Genomic DNA, 25436 nt, shown 5'->3' with positions numbered 1-25436 from the left:
GGCCGCGCATCGAGTTGAATGGACGGGTGACTTCTGCAACTCTTATTTCCCGCCTGCGCACCGACCTTGCCGCCGCCCACTTCTCGGTTCCCGGCCTGACCGGCTTGTGGGGCATCGAAGCGGATGCCGCCCTCCGCCGCAATCAGCGGGTTCCGGCCCGGCGGGCGCTCGCCGCGCTCGCCACCACGCTCGACCGGAACGAGCCCGCCGCGACTCTTGCCCGGCTGTTCCTGCTCGGGGACGCGGTGCCGCGCGCCGACCTCGATGCCGCGTTGCCGGCTCTTGGGGCGGCCGGAGCCGAGCAACTCGGGCTCGTCAGAGCGGTCGATGGAATTGATCGACCGCCCGCTGTCGAACGTGCCGGCGCAAGAGGCGTGACCGCACCGGATGCGCTCCTGTGCCCGCTCGTCGACCTGCGCCCGTACAGCTTCATCGACGCCCACGGGGCCGGCAGCTGGTGGATCGTGAGCGACCTGGGGGAGTTGGCGCTGGGGCATCCGCTCGGCGAAACACACGTTCTCGGCATCGGCGGCGCCTCGCGCACCCTCAGCGCACTCATGATGCCGACCCCGGTGGAGCGCGCGCTCGACATCGGCACGGGATGCGGAATTCAGGCCATGCACGCCTCTCGGCACGCCGAGTGCGTCGTCGCGACCGACATCTCGGTGCGTGCGCTCGAACTCGCGGCGCTGAACGCCGAGCTGAACGACATCTACAACATCGAATTTCGGTTCGGTAGCCTGTTCGAGCCGGTGATCGGGGAGCGGTTCGACCACATCATTTCGAATCCGCCGTTCGTGATCACGCCGCGGGCCGAGGGGGTGCCGAGCTACGAGTATCGCGACGGAGGGATGGTCGGCGACGCCCTGGTCGAGGCCGTTGTGCGCGGGGCTGCTGATCATCTCACTCCCGGCGGCGTCGTCCAGTTGCTCGGCAACTGGGAATACCACGACGAAACGGATGCCTTCGAGCGGCTCGAGCACTGGCTCACGCCGGAAGCCGGAGAATCTGCGACGGCTCGTGCAGCGCTCGACGCATGGATCATTGAACGTGAGGTACAGTCACCGGGTGAGTATGCCGAGACCTGGATTCGCGACGGCGGCACCCGCCCCGGCCCCGACTTCGACCGGCTGTACAACGCCTGGCTGAACGACTTCGAGACGCGCGGTGTACGCCGGGTCGGGTTCGGCTACCTGCTGCTGCGGCTGCCGACAGACGCAGAGCCCCGAGGAATGCCCGACGAAACTCTGAGCGTGGCGTCCGCCACCGAACCCACCCTGCGCCGCCTCGAACGGTTGCCCGACGCCCTCGGTCACAACCCGGCTGGGCTCGGCGCGCACCTCGCCGAGTGCCTCGCGGCGCACGACTGGCAGGCACAAACGGATGACGCGCGCCTGTTGCAAACGAATCTCACCGTGGCCTCTGACGTCACCGAAGAACGCCACTACTGGCCAGGTCAGCAGGATCCGACACTCATGACCCTGCATCAGGGCAGCGGATTCGGCCGTTCGGTTTCGCTCGACACCGCTCTGGCCGGGCTGGTCGGCGCCTGCGACGGCGACCTCGCCGTCGGCGCCATCATCGGAGCTCTCGCCCAGTTACTCGACGCCGACGAGGCCTTGCTGAGCGGCGAACTGCTGCCGAGGGTACGCGAGCTGCTGGCCGACGGCTTCCTGACAGTGTCGCCGCCCAGCACCACCGGCTCGGGCGCGGGGCGCTAACCTGACGCAATGACTCTTGCCCACGCGCTCCCGGCCGCCCTCGACCTCGGTGGGCGTACGGCGCTCGTCACCGGGGCGGGCAGCGCCGCCGGTATCGGCTTCGCAGCAGCACGGATGCTCGGCGAACTCGGCGCTCGGGTGATCCTCACCGGCACCACGGCGCGGGTGCACGACCGCGCGCAGGAGCTGGCCGCAGACGGCCTCGATGCCATCGGAATCGTCTGCACCCTCGACTCGGTCGCGGGTGCCGCAGGGCTGGAGGCGGCGCTCGCTGCGAGCGGGCACCAACCAACGATCCTCGTGAACAACGCCGGTATGGTCGCGGTCGGGGACGCCGAGATGGGCCACGGCGACATTCTGACCAGCCCCGCCGAGTGGGATCACGGCCTCGCTATCAACCTGTCCACGGCGTTTCACGCCACGCGCACCGTGATCGGTTTCATGCGCGCGGCCGGCTGGGGCCGCATCGTGACGGTGTCGAGCGTCAGCGGAACGATCATGGCGAGCCGCGGCGATATCGCCTACTCCGCGGCCAAGGCCGGGCTGGTTGGGCTGGCCCGTGCCCTCGCCGTCGACGAGGCAGCAGCCGGCATCACGTCAAACGTCGTCGCCCCGGGCTGGATCGCGACCGGCTCCCAGCTCACGAGCGAAGCTCTGGAAGGTGCCCTTGTTCCGGCCGCACGCAGCGGGACGCCGGGGGAGGTCGCATCCGTCATCGCGTTTCTCGCCTCGCCGGGGGCCGCCTACGTCACCGGGCAGGTGATCGTCGTCGACGGCGGAAACTCCGTGGCCGAGGAACGCCGCCCGTCCTGAGCCGTGGCCTGTTGGGTCGACGCGGTGCCGGCGGACGCTGACACGAATCTCCTGAACCAGCCCCCAGCTGCCCGCGGGGCGGCAATGACAACTCAAATCGGTAACGTCGTCGTCTCAGCCCGAGGCTTCGGGGCGGTCTGCGGTAGTTTGGTCTCATGACTGGCGCCGGATTGAACCACTGCGGGCGCAGACCCGAGATCCGCCGTTCTGAACCAGGCCAATCGTGAAGCGGCGCACTTTTCTGCTCGGCACGGCGTCGGGTTTTTCCGTGTTGGCCCTCGCGGCCTGCGTGACGCCGGCGCCGGTGCCGACGACATCCGCTTCACCCACCACTCTCACACCGTCGCTGGTGCCCCAACCAGTGACGGTCTCCCGCACCAACTGGTCGGCTGACGCCTTCTCCCGCGGATCCTTCAGCTACGCCGCCGTCGGCGCCACGCCCGAGCACCGAGCGGCCCTCGGCCAGGCCGTCGACGCCCGCGTATTTTTCGCCGGCGAAGCGACCGCGGTCGATGAGCCAGGCACCGTTCAGGGCGCCCGAGCTTCGGGCCTTCTCGCGGCCAGCCAGGTGCGGGATGTCGCGGCTCCCGGCGAGCGCATCACGATCGTCGGCGCCGGAATCGCCGGCATCACCGCCGCGCGCGAACTCGTCGACGCCGGCTTCAGCGTGCTCGTCATCGAGGCCCGCGACCGCATCGGCGGACGCATCGACACGGTCAATGGCGACTGGCCCTTTCCGATCGAACGCGGCCCCTCGTTCGTGCACCGTAGCTCCGTCACTGCTCTGGACGACGAGCTGACCGCTCTCGGGGTGACGCTGTTGCCGTTCGTGCGTACCCCCGAGGTGCGCACCCGAGCCGGTGCCGTCGTCACGGTGTCCCCGCTCGGCGCGCAGGTCGTCGCAGGTGCCCTCGACTGGGCTGCCGACCAGCAGCAGGACGTCTCGGTCGAACGTGCGCTGATCGACTCGGGCGAAGCCAACCTCTCGAAAACCCCGAACGCCGACGGCCTCTCGGATGCCGACTGGCTCGAGTACGAAATCGCCACGAAGCTAAAGATCGAAACCGGGGCCACCCCGAGCCAGCAATCGGCCTGGTACACGACCGACATCGCGAGCGCCGACGACGACCAGATCGTGGTCGGCGGCTATGCAACGCTGCTGACCAGTGACGCGGAGGGCCTCGAGCTGCTGCTCTCGAGCGTGGTCAACCGTGTTGCCCACGACGACCGCGGTGTGAGCCTGCGACTCGGCACCGGCGAGTCGCTGTCGGCCGATCGCGTCATCGTGACGGTGCCGCTTGGTGTGCTGAAGAACGCGGCGATCGAGTTTTCGCCCGCGCTGCCGTTCGCCCACCGCGGTGCCATCGCCGCCCTCGGCATGGGCCTGGTCGACAAAATCTGGCTGCGCTTCGACGTGCCGTTCTGGGATACCGCGGCCCGCCTCTGGACCATCGTCGGCGAAGACGCCGACTTTCCGGTCTGGGTCAACATGATGCCGCTCACCGGCGAACCCGTCCTCTTGGGCATGGTCGCCGCCGAAAACGCAACCCGGCTGTCCGAACTCGACGACGAAGCTTTTCTCGCGGCCGCGCTCACCGCGCTCGAACCGTTCCTCGCGGAGCCCAAACAGTAGCTCAGGCGCGCCAAGGCGCAAGCAGGTGGCGCGGCATCCGCCTGATCCGGGTGAGCCAGGTGAGCAGCGAAGCAATGCCGGTAATGATTCCCACAGTGATCAGGCAATAGAACACGGTCTCACCGGGGCCGCTCACCTGGCGGGCGTCGAGAAAGAAGTACGGGTACCATCCCACGATCGGTCCGCGAAGGAGCGTGAAGACCAGCCAGAACACGGGGAACACGATGGCCCAGCCGAGATATTTCCAGGGTAGGCGGGCCTTGAACGGGTCCACGATCCAGTCGATGAGGGCGCAGAGCGGAATCACGAAGTGCAGTAGCTGGCTCGACCACGGCACCTCGATCGAGTAGTTCGCCCCCGACGATTGCCAGACGATGATGCCGTAGACGACGCCAGAGACCAGAATGTAGGTCGTGACCATGGCCCGCAACATGTCGAGCCAGGCCGGGTCGGTGGGCCGTCGTAACGCGACCACGGCGGCCGTCACGAAGACGAAAACCGACGCAATGGCGCTCTGCACCGTGAAATAGCTGAAAAAATTGGTAATCGCAAACGTGGTCACACCGAGGGTGTACCGAAAATAGCCGATCAGGGCGACGAGCCCGCCCGCTGCCAGTCCGAGGCGCGCCAAACCGAACGCGGTGCGCGCTGTCATTCCCATCCCCCGGCGGGACTCGTGCGCGCGGTCATAGGACAACGCTACGCCAGCGCTGGGCGGCCCCCGACCTCAGCCGGTGATCTGAAACTCCCGTTCGCCCGTTGCAGCGATATCGCTCACCTCGAGCGCGGTCACAACGGCATAGCGCGGGCCGACCTGCAACCAGGCCAGCATGCGCGAAACGGATGCCTCCCGCCCCTCGATCTCGAGTTCCACCGATCCGTCAGACCGGTTGCGGGCATACCCGACCAGCCCGAGGCGCAGCGCCTCGGCCTTTGCGTGGTACCGAAATCCGACGCCCTGCACCTCGCCTCGCGCGAGCACTCGTTTACGAATCACCTGGCTAGTGTGCACCGAACGCGCTGACCGCGCGAGCGTTCCGGTGGCGTCGACCAGCCGGCTCGGGCACCTGCCGGCCGAGAATGCCATCGCGCCGAGTGTCATCGATCGGCTGGTCCGGCAGCGTCGAATAGGCCAGTACCCCGGTCTGCACGTCTTCGACGCGGTCGCGCCGCCGACCCTCGCGACAATCGGATTAGCCAGCGGGAACGGTCACCGACGAACAGGCCCAAAGGGGTCATTCGTGCACCGTAGCCAACCCGTATTGTGCTGCGCGACCACAAACCGACCATTTTTTCATGCTGGGCGCTAAAGATCACCGTCCGCGACTCGACCATACTGGGCAGATGTTCCAGAAACCGTCCTTTACCGCTCTGACGGAGCAGGCCCAGACTGCGGCTCGGATTGCGTCTGAATCGGCCGACGTTCGAGTGCGCGACGAGGGCAGCCTCGCTGGTTTTCTCGAGATCGAAACCTTGTTCAATACGATCTGGCTGCTGCCGCCGGGCGAGAGCGCCATCTCCTCCGAACTGCTGCGCAGCATCAGCCACGCCGGCTGCAACGTTACCGCGGCCCGAGACCGGGCCGGCCGCCTCGTCGGCGCTGCCGCGGCGATCGTCACCCCGCGGTCCCCCGCCAGGCAGGCGCCGTCGATGTACTCCCTGATCGCCGGGGTTCTACCCGGCATCAGCGACCGTGGCGTGGGCTTCGCCCTCAAACAGCACCAGCGGGCCTGGGGGCTGGCTCGCGACCTGACCGAAATGACCTGGACCTTCGATCCCCTGGTCAGCCGCAACGCCCGCTTCAACCTCACCAAACTGGGCGCCTACACGAGCGAGTACGCCGTCGATTTCTACGGCCCCATGCAGGGCGGGATGAACGCCAACGACGAAAGCGACCGTCTGGTCGCCGTCTGGCCCCTCACGAGCGACGAGTCGGCCGCCTGCAGTGAAGACCGCCCGCTTGCGGCCCGGCGCCCCGACTTCGGAGCCAACGATGTGCTCCGACTCGGCCCCGACGGAGACCCCGTGCTCATCGCGGTGGGCGGCGCCCGGTGGTGCCGGGTCCCCACTGACATTGTGGCGCTGCGCGCGAAGAACCCGCAGCTCGCGGCCGAGTGGCGGCGGAGCATCCGCTCCATCCTCACCGACGTATTCGCTTCAGGGCATATAGCCCGCGGGGTCAGCCGTGACGGCTGGTACCGACTCGAACCAGGAGGAACAGCGTGAAAATCGAGACCATCGAACTACGCCGCGTGCACATGCCGTTGGTGCGGCCGTTCCGCACCTCGTTCGGCACGTCGACCGAGCGGGAGGTGACCGTGGTGCGCGTCATCACATCGGATGCCGAGGGCTGGGCCGAGTGTGCTGCCGACGCCCATCCCCTCTACAGCTCCGAATTTCTCGACGCGAGCGATCTGGTCATTCGCGACCACCTCGTGCCTCGGCTGCAGGCGCTCGGCGACCGGCTCAGCGCCGAACTCGTGGCCACCGCGCTCGAACCGGTGAAGGGGCACATGATGAGCAAGGCCGTACTTGAAACGGCCATTCTCGATGCGCAACTCACAACCACCGGTGTCTCTTTCGGCAACCACCTCGGCGCGGTGCGCGACACCGTGCCGGCCGGCGTCTCGGTTGGCATCATGGACTCGATCCCCGAATTGCTCGACGCCGTCGCTGGCTACCTTGCCGAGGGCTACCTGCGCATCAAGCTGAAAATCGAACCCGGCTGGGACCTCGCGCCGGTGCGGGCGGTGCGTGAACGTTTCGGCCCCGACGTTCTGCTGCAGGTAGACGCCAATACCGCGTACACCCTCGCCGATGCCCGTCACCTCGCCCTGCTCGACCCCTTCGACCTGCTGCTGATGGAACAGCCGATGAAGGAGGATGACATGCTCGGCCACGCCAACCTGGCCAAGCTCATCGCCACGCCGATCTGTCTCGACGAGTCGATCGAATCGGCCCGCGACGCCGCAACGGCGATCACCCTCGGCGCCTGCAGCATTATCAACGTGAAGCCGGCCCGGGTCGGCGGCTACCTCGAGGCGCGTCGCATCCACGATGTCGCCGCGGCCCACGGCGTGCCAGTCTGGTGCGGCGGCATGCTCGAAACCGGCATCGGCCGGGCGGCCAACGTGGCCCTCGCCGCGCTGCCGAACTTCGTACTGCCGGGCGATACCTCAGCCTCCAACCGGTATTTCGCGCAGGATCTCACCGCACCGTTCGAGCTCGAGAACGGGCACCTGCGGGTGCCGACCGGCCCCGGCATCGGCGTGGAGGTGCTGCGCGACGTGTTGGCCAGCGTGACCGCCCGCACCGACAGCATCCGTTTCTAGCCTTTCCCCAACCAGGCCTTTCCCCAACCAGAGGAGACGGCCATGACCCTGCATGTGACGCAGGCCTGAACGCCACCTTCACCCTCTTCAGGGTCGTCTTGCCGCAGGCCATGCGGGTGATCATTCCGCAGCAGTACCTGGAACGCCACCACGGCCGCGGCAACGCCCGCGCGCTGCCGCCGTCTCCGCTCGCCCGCGTGAGGGGCGGCACTGCGTCCGGCCTCGCAACCGTCACCTGCCACCCTGAGAGCGGATGCCCGGTGACCGACACCACACGCGTAACGGTCGCCGCGACGAGCGCTGCACCGACGGCCTTCGCCGTTGCAGCACTGTTCAGTGCCCGCACGGTGGCACGAGCTTCGGCGGCGTCGAAGTGGTCAGGGGAATCTCCCTTTTATGGATGCCGGCGTCGTCGTGGAAAACGGCCAGCCGGCCAGTGTGCTGGACAATCCGTAGAACCCGCGCACGAAGGCGTTCCTCGCCAGCGTCATATACATAGAGTTCAGGGCTGCCTGGCCGGGGCCTACTCTGGAAGCACCGGAACTCTGGAGGAACAATGACCGTATTGACCGCCGATTTATACGACGAGCGTGGCGACGAGCTGCAATCCGTACCATTGCAGTTTCAGACGATCGGTGGGCGAGCCCGCTTCAGCGGCCCGATCCGCACGGTCACCTGCTTCGAAGACAACGCCCTGCTCAAATCGATCCTGTCCACGCCCGGCCACGGCGCCGTGCTCGTCATCGACGGCGGTGGCTCGCTCAACTCGGCGCTCATGGGCGACATGATCGCCGACCTCGCTGTCGAAAACGGCTGGTCGGGCGCGATCATCAACGGCGCGGTGCGCGACCGAGTGGCCATCGGCGTCCTCGACCTCGGGGTGAAAGCCCTCGGCAGCAACCCCCGCAAGAGTTCCAAGACCGGTTCCGGGGTAGCGGATGCCGTCGTCGAGATCGCCGGCGTCACCTTCACTCCGGGTCGTACCGTCTACTGCGACGAAGATGGAATTTTGGTCGAACGCTGACCTCACACCGTGCGCGGCATCGGCTACCGCCTCACCGGCTGACAAGTTCGTCACCGCTCGCCGGTTCGTCGCTGGCCGTGGCAAGCGGATGCCGTCCACGCGCCGCGGCGCAGTTCTGGCGATGCCGACGATTGTGCTGGCGGCGGACGGTGTTCTGATCAACCTCGTGCCCAGCGGGCAGGTACGGGCTGACCTGCAACAGCGGTTGATCGACCGGGCCGACCCCACTCCCGGCTCAGACCGGGGACCGGGAGCCCCCAAGCACGCCGACACCGTGCCGGGCGCTGTCGTCACGTAGAGGGGGAGAGCCTCTCGGCGGTTCCGGCCTCGGCCTGTCGATTGCCCGGGCCCACGCCCTACTCGCAGCCGGTTCCGTCGCCGTCGCGGTCGAGGTGGCGTCCATAGCCGGGATCTCCAGCGTGCACGGGAGCTTCTCCGGCCTCGCGGGCGGCGGTGCAGTTCTGAAAATAGACGTCGTTCGGGGTATCGGCAACCGGCGCTGCCTTGGGCACGACTTCGGGCGCGACGACCGGTTGGGTACCGATGGTCGCGAGTTCGTTGGGGCAGCCCGACAGTATGCGCGTCATCGCATCATGCTCGGCCGGAGTCACCCACAGCGCATAGGTCGCTTTCACCGAGACCTGCCGTGCCACGTAGGCGCACCGGTAACTTTTCAGCGGCGGCAACCAGGTGGCCGTGTCGCCATCGCCCTTCCGGGAGTTGGTCACGCCGTCGACGGCGAGCAGGTTGAGCGGATCATTGGCCAACGCCACCCGCTGCTCCTGCGACAGTTGCTGCGCGCCGGTTTGCCAGGCGTTCGACAGGGCGACTACGTGGTCGATCTGCACGAGCGACGAGGTCGCCTGCCCGCGCACGAAATTGATGGTCAGGCCGGTGTACAGTCCCATCAGGGTGCCGCTCTGCACCTCGCAGCTGCCGTCGACCACGAGCACGGTCAGGTCGCGGGCCAGAATATCGTTGCGGGTGTCGCAGCCGTTCTGGTCGACGTCTTGCCAGGACGACCCGAAGCTTCCCTCGCGGTCGTAACCGGTCTTCGGTGCCCGCCCCTTCACCGGCAGGGTCGCGAGCACGGCGAGGGCCGCGGTGTCGGCCGAAGCCTCGGGGGCTGCACTGACGGCGGGTGACGGTATGGGCGTTGGACTGCCTACCGTGTCGGCCCGATCAGGCGAAACGGATGCTTCCGCTACCGCCGTTCCCACCAAAATCACCGCGAGCGCGCCCGCAATCAACCCCACCACCAGAAATGATCGGGTCGGGCGGCGAACGGTCATGGGGCTCCTTCTGGCCGCACACGAACGACCCTATGAATATACGTTGCGCAACCCGGGCGCCTCAAACCGCGGAGCCGAGGCACGGCATCCGCCTGGTAAAAAGTAACCCATTCTGGGGGTCTTGCAGCGGGGGTGGCACTGGCAGGATATAGAACCCGGCGAGGAGCACTGATGACGCACATACTCTCCACGCGGCGGCGTCTGACGACGTCTCCGGAATTGCCCGAATCGAATCGTACCGGAGCGCCTCGATCATCGACAGGACCAGCCTGGCTGCTCGGCCGTGGGTCGCGACCAGCTACCGCCACGCCGACCGACCTCGCGGTGGCCCGCGCGCGCTGTGAGTCCGCCGTGGACACGCTGCTCGTTACGCTGCCGGAACACTGGGCCGCCTTCACACTGCCCGTGCTCGGCGGTGACGACGCGAGCGTGGTGCGTCTCCTGGTGGGCCCCGGCGGCGTCTTCGCGCTGCACGCGCAGCTCTACGACGGCCGGATCGCCTGGGTTCACCGACGCACGGTGCTCGTCGCCGGGAAACGCTCGTCGGAGCTCGCGGCCGCCGAAGCCGCCGCGCGCCGCCTTACGACGCGGCTGCGCCAGCGGCTGCCGCTGCGAACCGCGGTGCAGCCGGCGCTCGTCGTGCTCGGCGCTCGTCGACTACGGGTGACCGGCCGGTCGGTGTCGGGCCGGACCGTGCCGGTGCTCGGGGCGGCCACACTCGGCGACTGGCTGGCCGCGCGCCCGCGGGTGCTGCGCCCGATCGAACGCATGGAACTCGCCGCCGTGGTCGACAACCCGCTGACCTGGGGCATCCGGCCGTCGATCGTGCCGCAACCCGGTAGCGCGGAGCAGCCCAGACACTAGGAGTCAGCGCTTGGCCGGACCGTTCCCCTTGGCCGAAAGCAGGCGGGCGCGCACAGAGAATGCGCCGCCGACCACGAGGGAGACAACGGCCGCCGGCAGGATCGCGTCGACGAACTGGTTGCCCGAGACAAGATTGGCCAGCAGGAGAAGCACGGCTAAGCCGCTGAAACCGAGTCCCGCGATCGCGCAAACGTTGAAGGTCAGGTGTTTCACGTGCGGATCCAATCGGTGGGGTGGATTTCAGGCTAGCTGACGTTGCCCTACTTAGCGGGGGAGGCACCGGCCGGGGTCGTCCCTCTAAATTGACAGCGGATGCTTCATGCCAGCCTCGTGCGTCGCCTTCAGAGCACGAATGAGCATTACTTCAGAGTTACTAACCAATGCTGCGACGCGGCCGATTGTTAACACGCAATCGGCAGGTGGCGGTGCCACGATAGTACGGGGTGCGAACCCGTGGTGAGGTAAGTGAACGTGGCCATAATAAGTGTCGGAGCTGGAATGCATCCTCGTGCTAGCGAGCCTGCTCGTATAGTGGTGCCCGGTGCACTCACCGCTCCGGGCCGGTTCGCCGGTCAATCCGTCGTCGAGGAACTGCTCCGCCAGCACGGCGATCGGCCGCCGCAGTCACGGCTCGCACGCACCCTGGGCGCCTCGCCGCTCGACGCGAACGAGCTGGGGTGGCTGCGCGCCGCGCAGGCCGAGATCGTTGTCGGCGATATTCTCGCCCGGCTTCCCGACGGCTACAGCGTCTATCACTCCCTGCCCATTCGCAATACGGCATTCTGGGTCGATCACCTCGTGGTGGGTCCGGGTGGAATCTTCTCAATCAACTCGAAGACCCACTGGGATCGGGACTTGACCGGATCACCGCGCTCGATTCCGATCGGCGAACACGCCATGCCGTACCTGCGAGACCCCCGGTTCGAATCGGCCCAGATCACCGCCCTGCTGGCCGCGGAGATGCCGGCAGCAACCGTCGTTCAAGCCATGATTGTGCTGGTCAATCCGCACAAAATTCTGCTCGCCCGCAAACCGGATACCGTGACGGTGATCGACGCACCGCGCCTGCGCCGGTGGCTTGTCGCGCGCCCCCCGGTGTTCACCAAGCAGCAGCAGGCCGCGCTCACCGCGGTCATCGATGACCCGGCCACGTGGCGGGCCGCGAGCCAGCCGCTCGCACCGGCTCACCTGCACGCCCGGTTCACCGCACTTGAACAGCAGGTAGCGGCCGCCCGCACCCGGCGCACCACGTTCACGGTTCTTGCCGCCGCGGCGGGCGCGACCGTGCTCGCCATCGCGACCTCGCCCCTCATCGTCTCCGCCGTGGAGTTTCTGGCCGCCCGCTGACTGCCCGGCTCCTGCACGAGAGCTCGCGCACCGAGTTATCAGGCGAGGCGCTCCAGAACGGTGCCCTCGCGCATCCGTTCGACACGCACGACGTGGTCACGCAGGTCGCGCACCGCGCGCGGAATAGCGAGTTCGGCGACATCGCGACCCTTGGTCACCGCGTGTGACCGGGTCGGGTGTCGATAGTCCTCGATTGATACGAAGGTGTCGCGCCCGCGCAGTTCTTTGTCGTGCCGCTGAGCGAAGCCGGAATTGATGGCGCTCAACTCAATCTCGTCCTCGTGCGCGGCGACCAGACTTTTGGTGCTCAGGGTGATCACGGTGTGGGCGTCATTCCGATAGGAGCGGGCGTTCAGCAGGTCGCGCAGAAATCGCGGCTGCAGGTGAAAGAACACGCGGTCGTTCAGGGCTGCGTACCAGTCGGCGAGCGTCATATCCTCGAGGGCGTCGTCGAGCGACGGCTCGTGAATGGCTTTTTGATGACGGATGACCGCGGTACCGAATTCCGCATGCTCCAGCACACGCGACTCGCCTCGCCGCTTACCCAGAATGGCCGCTTGTGGGGCGCCCTGCTTGACGCCCCACCGGGTCACGAGCGCGGTCGGGCTGAGCAGTCCGTGCCGCTCGATGGCAGGCCAACTGCCGTCAGCGGCCACGTGGTAGAGCTCAGGGTACAGACGAATCAAATCGCGGGACAGCACCATTCGAGCGTACTCGCCGCCGGAGCAGTGCCGAACCGGTCTACGGGCGGCGGACCACGACTTGGTCGCCGACGCGTCGCCGGCGGTACCGCCGAGCCTGGTCGACGCCCTACGACTGCGCGCTCCCTCGTCGGTGAGCACCTCGGCCGGCGTGCCCCGGACGCAGAAAGTTTCGGCCGACCGACCTCGGCGGGAAGCATCAATACCGATTGCCGACGAAAAATGTCTAGCCGTCGCCGGTTTGACGCGGTACAACTTACTCATGACGAGTTCGCCCCTGATTCTCGGCCCGATGATTCGGTACGTCGACGACGTCTCGGCGAGCATCTGGTGTGAGACGCGGGAGGCCGGTCAGGTTGCCGTGACGGCCGCGGGTCGAGCGTGGCAGGCGCGCACCTTCGCCGTGCATGGACACCACTACGCGCTCGTGTACGTTGACGGCCTGCAACCCGACATGACGCTGCCGTACACCGTGGAGTTCGACGGGACGTTGGCGTGGCCGATGGCGCACTCCACTTTTCCGGCGGCTGTCATCGCGACGCTCGGAAGCGGGCATCCACTTCGCATGTCGTTTGGTTCCTGCCGCACCAGCGTTCCACATGACGCAGACGGCAACCGCACGCACGGCGTCGACGCTCTCCGAGCCTGCGCCCTGCGCCTCGCCTCGCCTGGCAACGACGTGCCGCGTCCGGATCTGATCCTCTTTCTCGGCGATCAGGTGTACGCAGACTTGACCACGGAGAAGATGCAGGAGTTCATTCGCGCTCGACGTGACATCAGCGAGCCGCCCGGCAAGGAACTGGCCGACTTCGAAGAATACGCACACCTCTACCGCCTGGCCTGGTCAGACGAGGCCAACCGTTGGCTGCTCTCCACGGTGCCGACCGCGATGATTTTCGACGACCACGACATTCGTGACGACTGGAATACCTCGCTGAGTTGGAAACGACAGATGGCGGCAACGTCGTGGTGGCGGGGGCGCATTGTGGCGGGGTTGGCCTCGTACTGGGTGTACCAGCATCTCGGCAACATGTCACCCACCGAACGAGCTGCCGATGAAATTTGGCGCGACATCGCATCCCACGGCGGCGCTTCCGAACTCGACATCAGCTCCAGGCTCGACGCGTTTGCTGAACGGTGTGATCAAGAACCCAGCAGCTACCGGTGGAGTTATTGCCGCGACATCAACGATGTACGGCTGATTGTGGTCGACTCCCGCGCAGCCCGGGAATTGGAGCCCGCTCGGCGATCATTGCTGGACGACGCAGAGACCGACTGGCTAGACGAGCGGATGCGCGGCGGATTTCGGCACCTGCTGATCGGTACCTCCCTGCCGTTTCTGCTGCCGCCCGGGCTCCACCACCTGGAATCGTGGGACGAGGCCGTGTCCGAAGGCGCCTGGGGCAAGCCAGCCGCGCGCGTCGGCGAATGGCTGCGCCAGTTGGTCGATCTGGAGCATTGGGGTGCCTTCCAGCGGAGCTTCCAGGATTTGGCGCGGATGGCCACAGAGGTCGCCGACGGCCAACGGGGGACGATTCCGCAGACGGTGACTTTTTTGTCGGGTGACGTGCACTACTCGACCGTCTCCGAGGTGGAACGAACGACGGGTAGCCGCATCGTGCAAGCCGTCTGCTCGCCGATCCGCAATCCACTCCCCGTGGCAATGCGATCGTTCTCCGCCGTGCTCGCCTTCGGAATAGCCACGCGAGTGAGCGCGCTGCTGGCCCGCGCCGCCGGGGTTGCGTCGCCGCCGTTCCGCTGGGCGGGCATCAAGGGGCCCTGGTTTGACAACTGTCTGGCGAGCCTTGAAGATACCCCCGCCGGGCTAAAACTTTGGTGGGAGAAGGGTGTTGTACTCCACGGCGATGACCGGCATCCGCTGGTGGAGAATGTGGCAACGGTCACCCTGGCGCCTCGGGCACGGTGATTGGCTGACGCGGGTGGCGTTCTTGTTCCGCGTCTGGAAACTCGCGCGGTGCTCTCGTGCGGGTGTGACCCTGCAGTTCGTGAGAACCGGAGCCGTCACCACCGCTCGGGCACGCCCCGACCTTCGGTGTTGCATCCAGCAGCAAAAGACGACGCGCTCGGTGTACCTGATCGTGACGTTGGTGACAGTCGGCTCAGGCGGGCGATGTGTTCTGGCTGATCACCTTCTAAAACCGGACGGAGCAGAACCTGGAAAGGGGCAGCCCGCCGCGAAAGTACCGGCCACTGCCCCGTACTGGGTGGGTTAGGGGGCACACATCCGGTTTGCTTCATGCTTAACTTGACCCATGAGCAGAATTGGCTCAGTGGCGGTTCACGTTCGTGCGGGCCGTTACCCGGTTCCTCATGAGCCGCAAACCGCTGGGGGCTACACCATGATCCTTACTGACACTGCTGTCGCAGGGGAACTTTCGATGAGCGTCGACGACCTCCTCTCGAACAGTAAACGAGCAAGCTCGCAGGGGGAACATTGTCCCGGCGCGGATCAGGCCGAAGAGGCGCTGGCCCGCCCCGAAGCGACTCCCTGGCAACAGGCAATTGCCCGCGAGCTGCTCACGTTGCACCGACTGCGGCTGGGTGACTATCAGGCGTCGGTCAAGCAGGGCCTTCTTGCGTTGGAATACTTCACGGCAAGTGGCGATCTGTTGGCCCAGTCGAACGTGCACTGCACGCTCGCGCTGGCGTTCTCCGACACCGCACTGAATGAGGCAGCGCTCCACCACGTTCTCGGCGCGATCGAGGCGGCACGCGCGTGCGCCAACCCGACGGCAGAATTCTGGGCGCTGAGCCGCTCGTCGCTGGTGCACGGGGCAATGGGCGATGCCGTGCGTTCGGTAGAACTGGGCAAGCAGGCTCTGGCACTCGCCGAAGCGCTGCACGACCCGGAGACAAGTTTCACGGCCCTGAACAACCTCGGCGACACCTATCTGACCATCGCTCGGGCCAGGCTTTCCCGCAACGAAGACGCGTCGCAACCCTTCAAGGACGGATTGGTTCTCATGCGTGAGGCGGTTGGCCTGGCGCAGGAGCAGGAAAACCCGTTTCAGGAGGCGATTGCGCGAACCAACCTCGTGAGCCTTTTGATCGGGCTCGGGCGGTACGACGAGGCTCGCGAGCAAGGTCGGCAGGGCAAGGTGCTGGCCAAGGTGCATGGCTACCGCAGCCTTGAGGTCGACATCGATGCCCAGCTCGCCGAGATGGTGAGGGCTGACGGCTGTTTCGACGAAGCCACCGCCATGATGGAAGCTCAGCTCGCCGATCCCGACGTCAACGACGAACCGGCACTGCTCGCCAAGCTGCACCGGTCGCTGTATGAGATGCACAAGGCGGGCGGGCGTTTCGCTCAGTCGCTGGCGCATCATGAGCGGCTGCACGCCGTGACTTTGCTCATGACCGTACAGACGGCCGGGCTGCAGGCGCAGATGCTGATCAACACCATCGAAATCGAACAAGCTCGCCACGAGGTAGAGAAATCCCAACTGGAAGTGCGGATGGAACGCCTCCGGGCCGAGGAACTCGACGACCAGGCAAACACCGATCCGCTCACCCGCTTATCGAATCGTCGCGCGCTCGACCGTGAACTGCCATGGATGATGGGCCGCGCCGAGAAAGGCAGGCGACCGCTCTGCGCCGCCATGATCGATTTCGATCACTTTAAGCAGGTGAACGACGACCACGGTCACGCGGCGGGTGATCAGGTTCTAACGGTGATGGCCTCGATGCTGCGCACGATCACCCGCGGCACCGACCTCGCGGTGCGAGTGGGCGGAGAGGAATTCTTGCTCGTCTTTGCCGAAACCAGCCTGGCTGAAGCGACGGCGGCCTGCGAACGGCTTTTGACCTCCATACGCGGGTATGACTGGGAGAGCCTCGCACCGGGGCTGACCTGCACGGTGAGTGCGGGGGTGGCGGCGTTGGAACCGCACGAATCCGTCTCGGTCTGGCTGTCTCGAGCGGATTCCGCTCTCTACGAGGCCAAGCACAACGGGCGGGACCGCGTTCACGCTGCCAAGCCCGACGCTGCAACGATTTGCTGACCACACCAATATGCGGTGCTGGCACCCTAGCGGAAGGCGGGGCCTGACGGGTCTGACCCCGCCATGCCCGGCATCGACACCATGCGCACTGTTGAGGGTTCGCAGGGGAAGATAGGCGAAACGGATTTCGTTCATTCTGCTGGGTACGAGAACGGATGCTCGCACAACCGTGTGAGAGTCAGCTCGGCAGTACCGCGACCGTCACGAGCCGCTGCGGGTGCTGGTTGCTGGGCCCACGTGTCGGAGCAGGGTGCGGCATGCGTCACCGGCGACCTCACGTAGAGCTTTCGTTTCGGCGCCGCCGTGTCTACGGCGACGCAACCGGTGGTCGCGTCGGTGCCCTGGTCGGTGGTTTCGTCAACGGGCTCCTGATCACCATGCACACCGACCTCGTCGACGCGATCGACGCCGACGTCAAGGCCGCCGCCGCGGCGAAGGCCGAGGCCAGGGCTGCACCTGCAGCTACAGCCGCCGAGCTGGCCGATAAGCAGGCATAGTCGTTCGACGCTAGTCGGAAGGGGTCGCACCGGTCGGTAGCCGGGTCAGGGCACGAGCACGATTTTGCCCACGTGAGCGGATGCTTCCAGCCGTCGGTGCGCATCCGCTGCATCCGCAAACGAGAATCGGCCGTCGATCACGGGTCGAAACTCGCCCGATACGATCCAGGGCCAGACCGCCGCTTCGAGCGCTCGCATGATGGCGACTTTTTCGGCCAGCGACCGCGCACGCAGGGTGGTGCCCCAGTAGCGAGCGCGTTTCTGCATGAGGCGGAACGGGTCGAACGCGGCGGGTTCGCCGCTCTGGTTCGCAATCACCATGATGCGGCCGTTCACCGCGACCGCCTCGATGTTGCGCGCCGCATAGGAGCCGCCCATGATGTCGAGGACTACGTCGGCGCCTCGCCCGTGCGTGGCTGCCTCGATCTCGGCCACAAAATCCTGCTCCCGATAGTTGATCAGAATCTGCGCCCCGAGGCCCTCGCAGACGGCGAGTTTCTCGCTGGAGCCGGCCGTCACGGCCACGCGGGCCTCCATGAGCCGGGCAAGCTGGATTGCGGTCGTGCCGATTCCACTGCCGCCGCCGTGCACGAGCAGGGTCTCGCCGGGTGTGAGTTCAGCGCTCATGAACACGTTCGACCACACGGTGGCCAGGGCTTCCGGCAGGGCAGCGGCGTCGATGAGGTCCATCGACAGTGGCACCAAGAGGGCCAGGTCTTCATTCACCACGGCTTCGGTGGCATAGCCGCCGCCGGCGAGCAGAGCACACACCCGGTCGCCGGTCCCGAACCGGGTCACGTCGTCGCCCACCTCGGTGACGACGCCCGACACCTCAAGCCCCGGCCACTGGGGTGCGTCGGCGGGCGAGGGGTAATGGCCCTGCCGCTGCACGACATCCGCTCGGTTCACACCCGCCGCAGCCACCTCCACCCGAATGTCGTGGGCACCGACGACGAGGTCGGGCACGGTCGTCAGGGTGAGGGCGTCCGGCCCACCGGGAGAGTTCACGATAATTGCGCGCATAGGCGCAGCCTACGCGCGGGGCGCGCCAGCCAGCCGTGGCACCGCGTACTCGTGCCGCAAAACAAACGCCGAAGGCCGCTTCGATCCGCCGTTATCCGTTCGTGATGTGCGCGCTGACGCTGTGTGCGGCAAGGCGTAGGCACGGGTTGCCGTCGATTGCCCACCGATTCAAAGCCGCCTCCGCACGGGCGCGATTCGCTCCGCCCAGCCTGTGGACCAGGGGGAGCACCACGTCGAGGGCGAGCGGATTCACGAGCTCGGGCAGCCCCGCGCCCCGCAGAAAACCCTCGATGCGGGTCAGGTCGGTGTTGTCCAGCCGCGACAGGTTCGCCTGCAGCAACACGATCGCAGCCAGGCGGCGCTCGAATACAGGCACGTTCCACAGCTCGGAACTCAGCGCGGTCACCTCGCCGCGCGTCATGTCTGTATACCGGCGGTTCAGATCGCGGATGGTTCCCCGCACGGCACCCACCGAAGCGCCATAGATTTCCAGCTCGTTGCCCAGACGGGCCTGCGCCTCAGCTGCGCGCTCCCACGTTGCTTCGTTCTGCAGCGTGCGATCTACGAAGTCGCCGGCATCGCTCATCCGACTATTCTGCCTCAGCGGCGACTCTTACTCGCAATGGCTGGCTCGAATTAACCAAGACCCCCGGCGCGAGCTGCGGCACGTTCGGCTGCGCCGCGCGCGGCACGAATGATCAGCACGATCAGAGCAAGCAGGGAGGCCGCACTCACCAGCAGCACGAGATAGGCCGCCACCACCGGCTTGACCCGACTGGTGCTCCGCACGGTCGCCACCAGCGCAACCACGGCGGCCAAGAGAATGCCGATCCCACCCCAGGCAACGACCCAGTCCGCGTTGAGGTGCTCATTGGCGCGAGCCATATCCGCACGGATCTGCCCGAGCGTCGCGCCCGGGACCGCAGCCAGCGGATTCCACACCAGTATCTGCAGAGCGCCGAAGTACTCCAGCTGGCCGAGAAGTCAGAACGACCACCGACGACAGAGAAGCACCGAACGCCGCAGTCCAGCTATCGCTCGCCAGCTGCATGGATGTCTACTAACCTCAGTGTCTCGACACCGGCGCGGTGTCTCATCCCAGGCGGCGATTGGTTCCCGGGGATGGAACAGGTTGCGCCGCCAGCTTGACGCCTTGAACGAGGTGCTCAAGAACGCCGATCGGGGCACGCTCACCGGCCTGATCCACGTCCCCAGACCAGAAGCCCCAGAATCAGAAAACTTCTACCTGCAGGGTGAGTGGAATCGCACTCCGCGGCGGGACGTGACCCGTGGCGGCGCGCGCGCTCGATTCGATGGGTTGGAGACATGCCGCCGGAGGCGCACGGACCGAGTATTATTTCGGCTGCGTCAGTTTCTGGCGCCACGCCGAAAAGCTTGTGAGCGAACCGGCATGAGGTTCGGCGAGCCACGGCCACGGATGAATCTCCGCGGCAATCCTGGCGTATTTTTCAAAGCTCGGCACTGGGGCCCAGGTGATCGCGGCGTCAAGGTCCGGAGTGATCTGTTTGGGGTCTCCTAGATGCACGATCACTTCACGCCGCTCCGCCAGATCTTGGAGCGTCTCTACGAAAAACACGAGTCTTTTGCTCGACAGGCGCAGTTTTTCCAAGGCCGGTTCGTCGAAGATGAAGACAACAGGGAGCTGCGGATGGGCGAGAAGTGCCGGATCCTCATCGCCCAGTGATTCGACTGTGAGCAAAACAGATTGTGGTGTGGAGCGTTCGACGACCGTGGATGGACCTCGGGTGGTTGCCAGATCGTCGTCCCGGACGAGCCGTGGATTCGGTACGGCAACCGGCCGCGGAACCGTATCCGAAGGAAAGTTCTCTATCGGGCAATTGCGATTGAGAGGACAAGCCGTGCACAGTTGAGGCGCTCGTTTCTCCACCTGCCAACGTGCAAATCCGTAGGGTTTTCCGGTGCCTGCGCCAACTGTCCATTGCCACCCGAGCAGATTGGCAGCGCGAGAGCCGTCGAGCAGGTGGCGATGAAAATACTCCTGCGCAGCCATCCACCCTGCTCCGGATCGCACGGTGTAATGCGAGGCAAGCCACATGCGAGTCTGATTCACAAGCCAGCCCTCTGTTTCCAGACTCGAGAGTGCCCAGTTCACACAGGCCATTTCGCGCGGCCAGGCCGCTGGTGTGAAATCCCCAGACCATGCCACGTCGAACCGCAGATTGCGATGCAACTGCATGCCAAGTCGAGCGTATAAATGTCGGCCATACTCCTGCCAGAGGAGTTCGTCGCGAAATTTTGAGACATCCGACGCTGGACCGGCGACTGCGTTCCAGACCTCCCTCAGCGAAAGCAACCCGTGGCGAATGTAGGGCGACAACCGGGAGGCTCCGCGAGCCGCTTCTGGAAGTACCCGGTTACGCGTCGCAGCGTACCCGGCCACGTCGAAAGCGTTGAGCGCAGCATTCGCCGCCGTTTGGCCACCGCGGATGTCTGGGCTCGCCCTGATGCGATCACACACGAGATGCGAGAAGTGTCGTTCAACCACGGCTTCCGGAGAGGCGCCATCAAGGGAGATGATCATCAGCCGACTCTAGGCTGAGGAGATGGAGGAAAGCCCCGTGTCTAATGCATCTGTACCCTGCACCGACGACTGCTTGCTTATTGTCGCATTGCTTTTGTTCGCCGGCATCAGTGCGCGTGCGGCACTTCTTTCCGGAGCGGTCGAATAAGCCTGACACCGGCTCTCTCAGGTCACTGCTGGTCCCTGTACTTCCTTTCGCGCAAGTCGGCTCGCCCGGAACACCAGCGTCCCGAACACGAGCCAGTCCACGACGGCGTAGACGGGCACCACAATGTGAAGCACAGCGTTGGCTCACGGCAACGGAACCCCGCCGGCGGCGCCGAGCGGCGCCAGAAGGAGTGCGTAGACAATGCCGACGATGATCATGTACCTCGTCACAGATGCACGGGCGATGACAAGCCACCGGCCCGGCCGTGTTCACACTGTGCACAACCCGAAGAAATTGAAGGGGTTAAGGGGCACCCGGGAGGCGACATCCGCCGCGGTGCTGATGACCGCGGCGAGGATCAGGCCGGCGACAACGAGGCGCAGGGCGGTGGTGGTACGGTTCATCATGGCCCTGCGCTTTCCACCCACGGTGAGTCGAACCGCTCTGGACGACAAACCTTCTTTGATTTGTCGATTCGCAATCCGGTGATTCACCGAACTCGACAACGACAACATCCGCATGGTCCTCAAAACGCTCCGGTAACCCACCGACGGAGACTCCTCACCCCGGCTTAACGGAGCGTCAGCGCTGTCTTCGGGCTCGCTGCTCAATGACGGTGAGTTGGGTACCATCGGGATCCACGAGATACCCAGCCCGTAGCCCCCACTTCTGCATTCGAACAGGCTGCAGACGAGCGATCCCGGTAATGACGTCGGGTACCCCGGTTCGGCGGGTGGCGTCGTGCAGCTCGAGGCCGGGGAATGGGAAGAATTCCAACTGCAAGCCACCTCAGGTCAGGATCATCCAACCCACGTCGCGAAACACCGGCTCGAGACCGAAGCCGCCGTAGAAGGCTTTCGTAGCGTCAAAGTTTCGGGACGGAAGGTCCGGCACGGCGCTTTCGAGCATAGGAGTCGAGGCCATGAACCAATGATGGCAGACGGCTGATCCCCTCGACATGGCGGCTTTACCTCAGTGGCTGAAAGCCCCAGAATTCTGGACGTTCATTGAGGGATCCGCGTGAGAGCACGGTCCCTCAGGTTGTTCGGTTTGCGGGCACGCGAGCAAGGTTCAAATCCAGCCTCGATCACACTTCGTGGGCACCTGGAATGCCGTCCGGTGAGCGTCCCGCTATCGCGCACCCCGACATGCTCCCTGAATTCTCCTGGGGTGCACGGAGGAATCCTGTCGGCGAGCGTTCCGCCGGCTATACCTCGTAGTCGAGTTCATACCGGTGGGTGCCATCGTCCTCGATGGTGAGGTGAAATGTTCCGGTAATGCCGTTGAGCTCGCCGTGTCCCGACCCGGGCACGATCGCATAGTGCAGCGTCTGCGAACCTTCGTGCACCACGCCGAGCTGGCCGAGCGCGAGGCCTCTGGTTCGGAAGTCGACCGCCCCAAGCGCACCCGCCCGTCCCAGGAGATCATCGAAAAGATGGGCGCCTACAACGAGGCACTCGTTGCGGCGGGCGTGCTGCTGGCTGGCGAGGGCTTGGCCGACGACACGACCGTCAGTTGTGTTGTGGACTTCGCGGGTGAGGCCCCGGTCGCCACGAACGGTCCCTAGGGGGAGGTCCACGAACTCTTCAATGGCTTCTGGATCATCCAAGTGTCGTCGAAGGAAGAAGCCGCTCAGTGGGCCAGTCGGGCTCCGCTGGGCCCGGGCTCGAAGCTCGAAGGGCGACGTGTGACCGAAATGAGCGACTTCGCCGACTTCGCCGATACTGACGCCCTGAAGAATGAGGGCGCGTGGAGAGCCGAGAACGGGCAGGAGTGACCGGCGCTCGCGCGCCTGACCGGCGACATCTGCCTGGCGGAAGATGTGGCGCAGGAGGCGGTCGCAGACGCTCTGGCCGAGTGGCCCTCCACAGGGATACCCACAAATCCCGGCGTCTGGCTCACCACCGTCGCAAAGCGGGAAGCAATCGATGCGTGGAACCGTCGCCGGAAGCTGGAGGACCGATACCGTTCCCTGGCGCAGGACCTGGACGATTACGTTGCAGGAGTGGGCTCCGGGCATCCCATCGAGGACGACGTCCTCCGATTGGTCTTCACGGCGTGCCACCCGGTCCTGGGCCGCGAGGCGCAGATCGCTCTGACGCTCCGCATCATCGGCGGCCTGTCGACCGCCGAGATCGCGCGGATGTTCTTCGTGCCAGTCGCCACGATCCAGCAGCGCATCGTTCGCGCGAAAGCGACGCTGGGCGCTGCGAAGATCACCTTCGAGGTACCGGAACGAAACGAATGGCAGAGGCACATCGGGTCCGTGCTCGGTGTCGCCTACCTGATCTTCACGGAAGGGTACGCACCGACAACGGGCGACCACTGGATTCGACGCGACCTCGGCGAGTGTCACGCGACTGCAGAGATGTTCGACCACACCGACTGGCACCGGATCGTGCTGCTCTACGAGGCACTGGGGAGCATCGCGACCAATCCCATCGTCGACCTCAACAGGGCCGTCGCGGTATCGATGGCCATGAGTCCAGCCACCGCCCTCGCCATCGTCGATCGCGTCGACAGCGACGGCGCCCTTCGCGGCTCGTACCTGCTGCCCAGCGTTCGCGGTGAACTCCTGGCGAAGCTCGGCCGGACGGATGAGGCTAGATCCGAGCTGCTCACAGCGGCCCGCCTGGCGACTAACTCCCGGGAACGCGATGTCCTCCTCGCGAAGGTCGACGGCCTGCAATGACCAATTTACGTTCACGTTGATCGTGCACAATAAGAGTCCAGCTTGCGGGCGCAGCGGCTGCCTGCTCGTCGTGGATCGTCGGCGACCGGGTCGTGGATAATGCCCACGTGCTCGACCGCGCTAGAGTCCCGGTACAAATATGTTGGGGAGAACACATTATGAGCGTGCCGAAACCGTTCGAAGTCCACGCGGCGGAGGCGTTGTTTCACGGGACGAAAGCGAACCTCGCGGTGGGCGATCTTTTGGGGCCCGGACGGCGTTCGAACGTCGGCGGGGGCCGGACCGCGAACCACGTCTATGTTGCGGCGACCGTGGATGCCGCAACGTGGGGCGCTGAACTAGCGGCAGGCGAGGGCTCTGGCCGGATCTATATCGTTGAACCGATGGGCACCCCTGAAGACGATCCCAACGTGACGGACAAAAAGTTCCCTGGCAATCCGACCCGATCCTATCGGACCCGGGAGCCAGTGAAGGTCGTCGGTGAACTGGTGGACTGGGTCGGACACTCGCCTGATCAGTTACAGGCCATGCGAGACAACCTCGCCGACCTGGAGCGCCGGGGCTTGGCGGTCATCTACGACTGACCGAGTTCGGACGCAGATGGGCCCGGCGAAACTCCATTACCTCAATGATGGTGGCGCATACCTCTGCCGCCGTTGCGGATTGTGGGTCGCGTTATGGTGGCGAGGCGAAAGCCAAACCAGCCCTAACGGGGCGGATTGATCGCGGCCGGGTGAGCTCGACCCCATAAACGCTGTCACATCCGTTCCCGAGCGGTGCGACTCCGCGATGCGGCGAATCTGTCCCGCTAAAGGTTCGGCCTGCGGGTGTCTGTCGGTAGGAGCCGTTACGGTAGGCGCGTGGCCATAATGCTTCGGGAACTTGACGATGCTGAACTTGATCGACTCTTCGATTGGGAACAGGATCGTGCGGCAGCTGAGATGGCTGCGCTCACCGGCGCGGATCCATCCGATCGGAACGTGTTCGATACCCACTACGAGCGAATTCGAACCGATCCCTCAGTGAGCCTCCCTCAGTGATCCTCCGCCAGTGATCCTCCGCGCGATCGACGACGGTAACGGTCTGGTGGGAACCATTGGAAGCTTCACAATCGATGGAGACCGCGAGGTTACCTACTGGATCGACCCGGCTCGATGGGGCGAAGGACTTGCCTGCGCAGCCCTCCTCGTGTTTCTGACCGTTGCGACGATACGGCCGGTTCTCGCCCGCGTAGCCGAGCACACTTTCGGCTCGGCCAGGGTGCTGGCCCGCGCGGGATACGTGGATATCGGCTCCGAGACATCGCATGCCGATGGCCTGGGCCGCGATGTCGTCGAGCACATCTACCGACGCGCTCACTAGCTCCACCGGTTCGGCCCGCTGACCGTTCGGCGAGAGCTGGTCTCCGTGAAAGCCAGGGTGCATCATTGATCCGTGAGCGAGATCGAGAGCGGTTATCCCGACGGGTTCTTCGAGCGTGGCGATCCCGCGTCCGATGCCATCTTTTACCGGCCGCTAAGGCTCGTCACACACATCGACGACGCCGCGATCGGCGCTGTCTCGGAGCTCTACGCGGAACTCGGAATCGACGGTTTGTCCAGGGACCACTGGCGAGTACTCGATCTGATGTCGTCGTGGGTGTCGCATCTTCGCGCCGCCCCAGACGAACTCGTCGTGTTGGGGATGAACGCCTCGGAGCTCGAGGCCAACTCGATGGCCACCGAGAGGATCGTGCAGGATCTCAACACCAACCCTGTTCTGCCG

General features: G+C 65.5%; 28 protein-coding genes and 2 pseudogenes. 18 read left to right on the top strand and 12 right to left on the bottom strand.

The window, feature by feature from the left end:
* Positions 1–26: 26 nt before the first annotated feature.
* The 3 genes from LH475_RS09145 to LH475_RS09135 all read left to right on the top strand — a co-directional run bounded on the left by LH475_RS09145 (position 27) and on the right by LH475_RS09135 (position 4167).
* Entirely contained in the window at positions 27–1721 is a 1695-nt protein-coding gene (locus LH475_RS09145) for a methyltransferase (RefSeq protein ID WP_297413574.1), read from the top strand.
* A 9-nt stretch (positions 1722–1730) separates the two neighbouring features.
* Positions 1731–2534 (top strand): SDR family NAD(P)-dependent oxidoreductase, encoded by an 804-nt coding sequence (locus tag LH475_RS09140; protein ID WP_196843672.1) that lies wholly within the window; start codon positions 1731–1733, stop codon positions 2532–2534.
* Positions 2535–2757: 223 nt separating this feature from the next.
* Positions 2758–4167 (top strand): FAD-dependent oxidoreductase, encoded by a 1410-nt coding sequence (locus tag LH475_RS09135; protein ID WP_196843673.1) that lies wholly within the window; start codon positions 2758–2760, stop codon positions 4165–4167.
* A 1-nt stretch (position 4168) separates the two neighbouring features.
* Here the strand turns inward: LH475_RS09135 and LH475_RS09130 are convergent, their stop codons facing one another.
* Positions 4169–4822, bottom strand: a complete 654-nt coding sequence (locus LH475_RS09130; RefSeq protein WP_196843674.1) for a Pr6Pr family membrane protein — start codon at positions 4820–4822, stop codon at positions 4169–4171.
* Positions 4823–4894: 72 nt separating this feature from the next.
* Positions 4895–5164, bottom strand: a complete 270-nt coding sequence (locus LH475_RS09125) for an acylphosphatase (protein WP_297413571.1) — start codon at positions 5162–5164, stop codon at positions 4895–4897.
* 347 nt (positions 5165–5511) lie between these two features.
* Between LH475_RS09125 and LH475_RS09120 the strand changes: the two genes are divergently transcribed.
* The 4 genes from LH475_RS09120 to LH475_RS09105 all read left to right on the top strand — a co-directional run bounded on the left by LH475_RS09120 (position 5512) and on the right by LH475_RS09105 (position 8821).
* Positions 5512–6393, top strand: a complete 882-nt coding sequence (locus LH475_RS09120; protein ID WP_196843676.1) for a hypothetical protein — start codon at positions 5512–5514, stop codon at positions 6391–6393.
* Complete coding sequence (gene menC, locus LH475_RS09115; protein WP_297413565.1) at positions 6390–7499, top strand: o-succinylbenzoate synthase; 1110 nt, start codon at positions 6390–6392, stop codon at positions 7497–7499. The genes LH475_RS09120 and menC overlap by 4 nt, the downstream gene beginning before the upstream one ends.
* 556 nt (positions 7500–8055) lie before the next feature.
* Positions 8056–8523 carry a ribonuclease E activity regulator RraA gene (gene rraA / locus LH475_RS09110; protein ID WP_297413563.1) on the top strand — a complete coding sequence of 156 codons (468 nt, stop codon included), beginning with the start codon at positions 8056–8058 and terminating at the stop codon, positions 8521–8523.
* A complete protein-coding gene (locus tag LH475_RS09105) occupies positions 8501–8821 on the top strand; it encodes a hypothetical protein (protein WP_196843679.1) in 321 nt (106 codons plus the stop codon). Before rraA ends, LH475_RS09105 begins: the two co-directional genes overlap by 23 nt.
* Before the next feature lie 58 nt (positions 8822–8879).
* On the opposite strand, the gene LH475_RS09100 is transcribed toward LH475_RS09105, so the two are convergent.
* Complete coding sequence (locus LH475_RS09100; RefSeq protein WP_297413561.1) at positions 8880–9815, bottom strand: DUF1524 domain-containing protein; 936 nt, start codon at positions 9813–9815, stop codon at positions 8880–8882.
* A 171-nt stretch (positions 9816–9986) separates the two neighbouring features.
* Here LH475_RS09100 and LH475_RS09095 point away from each other — a divergent pair, with 171 nt between their 5' ends.
* On the top strand, positions 9987–10679 hold the full coding sequence (locus LH475_RS09095) for a hypothetical protein (RefSeq protein ID WP_297413559.1): 693 nt from the start codon (positions 9987–9989) through the stop codon (positions 10677–10679).
* A gap of 3 nt (positions 10680–10682) precedes the next feature.
* Here the strand turns inward: LH475_RS09095 and LH475_RS09090 are convergent, their stop codons facing one another.
* Positions 10683–10892 (bottom strand): hypothetical protein, encoded by a 210-nt coding sequence (locus LH475_RS09090; RefSeq protein ID WP_196843682.1) that lies wholly within the window; start codon positions 10890–10892, stop codon positions 10683–10685.
* 285 nt (positions 10893–11177) lie between these two features.
* On the opposite strand from LH475_RS09090, the gene LH475_RS09085 reads away from it, so the two are divergent.
* Complete coding sequence (locus tag LH475_RS09085) at positions 11178–12026, top strand: nuclease-related domain-containing protein (RefSeq protein WP_196843683.1); 849 nt, start codon at positions 11178–11180, stop codon at positions 12024–12026.
* 38 nt (positions 12027–12064) lie between these two features.
* Here the strand turns inward: LH475_RS09085 and LH475_RS09080 are convergent, their stop codons facing one another.
* The gene (locus tag LH475_RS09080) at positions 12065–12730 is read right to left on the bottom strand and encodes a hypothetical protein (RefSeq protein WP_297413556.1); all 666 of its coding nucleotides are present in this window, start codon (positions 12728–12730) and stop codon (positions 12065–12067) included.
* Between the two features lie 259 nt (positions 12731–12989).
* Between LH475_RS09080 and LH475_RS09075 the strand changes: the two genes are divergently transcribed.
* From LH475_RS09075 to LH475_RS09065, 3 genes are all read left to right on the top strand, one after another.
* Positions 12990–14654 (top strand): alkaline phosphatase D family protein, encoded by a 1665-nt coding sequence (locus tag LH475_RS09075; RefSeq protein WP_297413554.1) that lies wholly within the window; start codon positions 12990–12992, stop codon positions 14652–14654.
* Positions 14655–15126: 472 nt separating this feature from the next.
* Entirely contained in the window at positions 15127–16749 is a 1623-nt protein-coding gene (locus LH475_RS09070) for a GGDEF domain-containing protein (RefSeq protein ID WP_196843686.1), read from the top strand.
* Between the two features lie 257 nt (positions 16750–17006).
* Positions 17007–17246, top strand: a complete 240-nt coding sequence (locus LH475_RS09065) for a hypothetical protein (protein WP_196843687.1) — start codon at positions 17007–17009, stop codon at positions 17244–17246.
* Between the two features lie 45 nt (positions 17247–17291).
* On the opposite strand, the gene LH475_RS09060 is transcribed toward LH475_RS09065, so the two are convergent.
* From LH475_RS09060 to LH475_RS09030, 7 genes are all read right to left on the bottom strand, one after another.
* On the bottom strand, positions 17292–18269 hold the full coding sequence (locus LH475_RS09060) for an NAD(P)H-quinone oxidoreductase (RefSeq protein WP_297413551.1): 978 nt from the start codon (positions 18267–18269) through the stop codon (positions 17292–17294).
* 91 nt (positions 18270–18360) lie between these two features.
* Complete coding sequence (locus tag LH475_RS09055) at positions 18361–18855, bottom strand: DNA alkylation repair protein (protein WP_196843689.1); 495 nt, start codon at positions 18853–18855, stop codon at positions 18361–18363.
* A gap of 50 nt (positions 18856–18905) precedes the next feature.
* Positions 18906–19154 carry a hypothetical protein gene (locus tag LH475_RS09050; protein ID WP_297413548.1) on the bottom strand — a complete coding sequence of 83 codons (249 nt, stop codon included), beginning with the start codon at positions 19152–19154 and terminating at the stop codon, positions 18906–18908.
* A 469-nt stretch (positions 19155–19623) separates the two neighbouring features.
* The gene (locus LH475_RS09045) at positions 19624–20832 is read right to left on the bottom strand and encodes an FAD-binding domain-containing protein (protein ID WP_196843690.1); all 1209 of its coding nucleotides are present in this window, start codon (positions 20830–20832) and stop codon (positions 19624–19626) included.
* A gap of 417 nt (positions 20833–21249) precedes the next feature.
* On the bottom strand, positions 21250–21387 hold the full coding sequence (locus tag LH475_RS09040) for a hypothetical protein (RefSeq protein WP_196843691.1): 138 nt from the start codon (positions 21385–21387) through the stop codon (positions 21250–21252).
* Between the two features lie 382 nt (positions 21388–21769).
* Positions 21770–21904: a hypothetical protein gene (locus tag LH475_RS09035; protein ID WP_297413545.1), complete on the bottom strand. Its 135-nt coding sequence runs from the start codon at positions 21902–21904 to the stop codon at positions 21770–21772.
* A gap of 283 nt (positions 21905–22187) precedes the next feature.
* Positions 22188–22292 (bottom strand): DUF3224 domain-containing protein, encoded by a 105-nt coding sequence (locus tag LH475_RS09030; protein ID WP_297413543.1) that lies wholly within the window; start codon positions 22290–22292, stop codon positions 22188–22190.
* Positions 22293–22301: 9 nt separating this feature from the next.
* Here LH475_RS09030 and LH475_RS14565 point away from each other — a divergent pair, with 9 nt between their 5' ends.
* The 6 genes and pseudogenes from LH475_RS14565 to LH475_RS09005 form a co-directional block, all read left to right on the top strand.
* Positions 22302–22547, top strand: coding sequence for a hypothetical protein (locus tag LH475_RS14565; protein WP_327012086.1), 246 nt, complete (start codon positions 22302–22304; stop codon positions 22545–22547).
* Between the two features lie 15 nt (positions 22548–22562).
* Positions 22563–22667 (top strand): annotated as a pseudogene (locus LH475_RS14560) (YciI family protein); the annotation flags it as partial.
* 105 nt (positions 22668–22772) lie between these two features.
* Positions 22773–23672, top strand: a complete 900-nt coding sequence (locus LH475_RS09020) for a sigma factor-like helix-turn-helix DNA-binding protein (RefSeq protein ID WP_297413614.1) — start codon at positions 22773–22775, stop codon at positions 23670–23672.
* 158 nt (positions 23673–23830) lie between these two features.
* Complete coding sequence (arr, locus tag LH475_RS09015; protein ID WP_297413542.1) at positions 23831–24256, top strand: NAD(+)--rifampin ADP-ribosyltransferase; 426 nt, start codon at positions 23831–23833, stop codon at positions 24254–24256.
* A 466-nt stretch (positions 24257–24722) separates the two neighbouring features.
* Complete coding sequence (locus tag LH475_RS09010; protein WP_196843693.1) at positions 24723–25034, top strand: GNAT family N-acetyltransferase; 312 nt, start codon at positions 24723–24725, stop codon at positions 25032–25034.
* A 72-nt stretch (positions 25035–25106) separates the two neighbouring features.
* A pseudogene (locus tag LH475_RS09005) lies at positions 25107–25436 on the top strand (hypothetical protein); the annotation flags it as partial.

This window comes from Cryobacterium sp. (assembly GCF_026786305.1).
Lineage (GTDB): Bacteria > Actinomycetota > Actinomycetes > Actinomycetales > Microbacteriaceae > Cryobacterium.
This window is presented reverse-complemented; position numbering and strand designations above follow the sequence as displayed.

What these genes read in the sequence shown, in the direction of transcription:
- LH475_RS09140 (WP_196843672.1), top strand. Translation starts at nt 1,731, where the DNA reads ATGACTCTTGCCCACGCGCTCCCGGCCGCCCTCGACCTCGGTGGGCGT.
- LH475_RS09130 (WP_196843674.1), bottom strand. Translation starts at nt 4,822, where the DNA reads ATGACAGCGCGCACCGCGTTCGGTTTGGCGCGCCTCGGACTGGCAGCG.
- LH475_RS09120 (WP_196843676.1), top strand. Translation starts at nt 5,512, where the DNA reads ATGTTCCAGAAACCGTCCTTTACCGCTCTGACGGAGCAGGCCCAGACT.
- rraA (WP_297413563.1), top strand. Translation starts at nt 8,056, where the DNA reads ATGACCGTATTGACCGCCGATTTATACGACGAGCGTGGCGACGAGCTG.
- LH475_RS09105 (WP_196843679.1), top strand. Translation starts at nt 8,501, where the DNA reads ATGGAATTTTGGTCGAACGCTGACCTCACACCGTGCGCGGCATCGGCT.
- LH475_RS09100 (WP_297413561.1), bottom strand. Translation starts at nt 9,815, where the DNA reads ATGACCGTTCGCCGCCCGACCCGATCATTTCTGGTGGTGGGGTTGATT.
- LH475_RS09095 (WP_297413559.1), top strand. Translation starts at nt 9,987, where the DNA reads ATGACGCACATACTCTCCACGCGGCGGCGTCTGACGACGTCTCCGGAA.
- LH475_RS09085 (WP_196843683.1), top strand. Translation starts at nt 11,178, where the DNA reads ATGCATCCTCGTGCTAGCGAGCCTGCTCGTATAGTGGTGCCCGGTGCA.
- LH475_RS09080 (WP_297413556.1), bottom strand. Translation starts at nt 12,730, where the DNA reads ATGGTGCTGTCCCGCGATTTGATTCGTCTGTACCCTGAGCTCTACCAC.
- LH475_RS09075 (WP_297413554.1), top strand. Translation starts at nt 12,990, where the DNA reads ATGACGAGTTCGCCCCTGATTCTCGGCCCGATGATTCGGTACGTCGAC.
- LH475_RS09070 (WP_196843686.1), top strand. Translation starts at nt 15,127, where the DNA reads ATGAGCGTCGACGACCTCCTCTCGAACAGTAAACGAGCAAGCTCGCAG.
- LH475_RS09065 (WP_196843687.1), top strand. Translation starts at nt 17,007, where the DNA reads ATGCGTCACCGGCGACCTCACGTAGAGCTTTCGTTTCGGCGCCGCCGT.
- LH475_RS09060 (WP_297413551.1), bottom strand. Translation starts at nt 18,269, where the DNA reads ATGCGCGCAATTATCGTGAACTCTCCCGGTGGGCCGGACGCCCTCACC.
- LH475_RS09055 (WP_196843689.1), bottom strand. Translation starts at nt 18,855, where the DNA reads ATGAGCGATGCCGGCGACTTCGTAGATCGCACGCTGCAGAACGAAGCA.
- LH475_RS09050 (WP_297413548.1), bottom strand. Translation starts at nt 19,154, where the DNA reads ATGGCTCGCGCCAATGAGCACCTCAACGCGGACTGGGTCGTTGCCTGG.
- LH475_RS09045 (WP_196843690.1), bottom strand. Translation starts at nt 20,832, where the DNA reads ATGATCATCTCCCTTGATGGCGCCTCTCCGGAAGCCGTGGTTGAACGA.
- LH475_RS09040 (WP_196843691.1), bottom strand. Translation starts at nt 21,387, where the DNA reads ATGATGAACCGTACCACCACCGCCCTGCGCCTCGTTGTCGCCGGCCTG.
- LH475_RS09035 (WP_297413545.1), bottom strand. Translation starts at nt 21,904, where the DNA reads ATGGCCTCGACTCCTATGCTCGAAAGCGCCGTGCCGGACCTTCCGTCC.
- arr (WP_297413542.1), top strand. Translation starts at nt 23,831, where the DNA reads ATGAGCGTGCCGAAACCGTTCGAAGTCCACGCGGCGGAGGCGTTGTTT.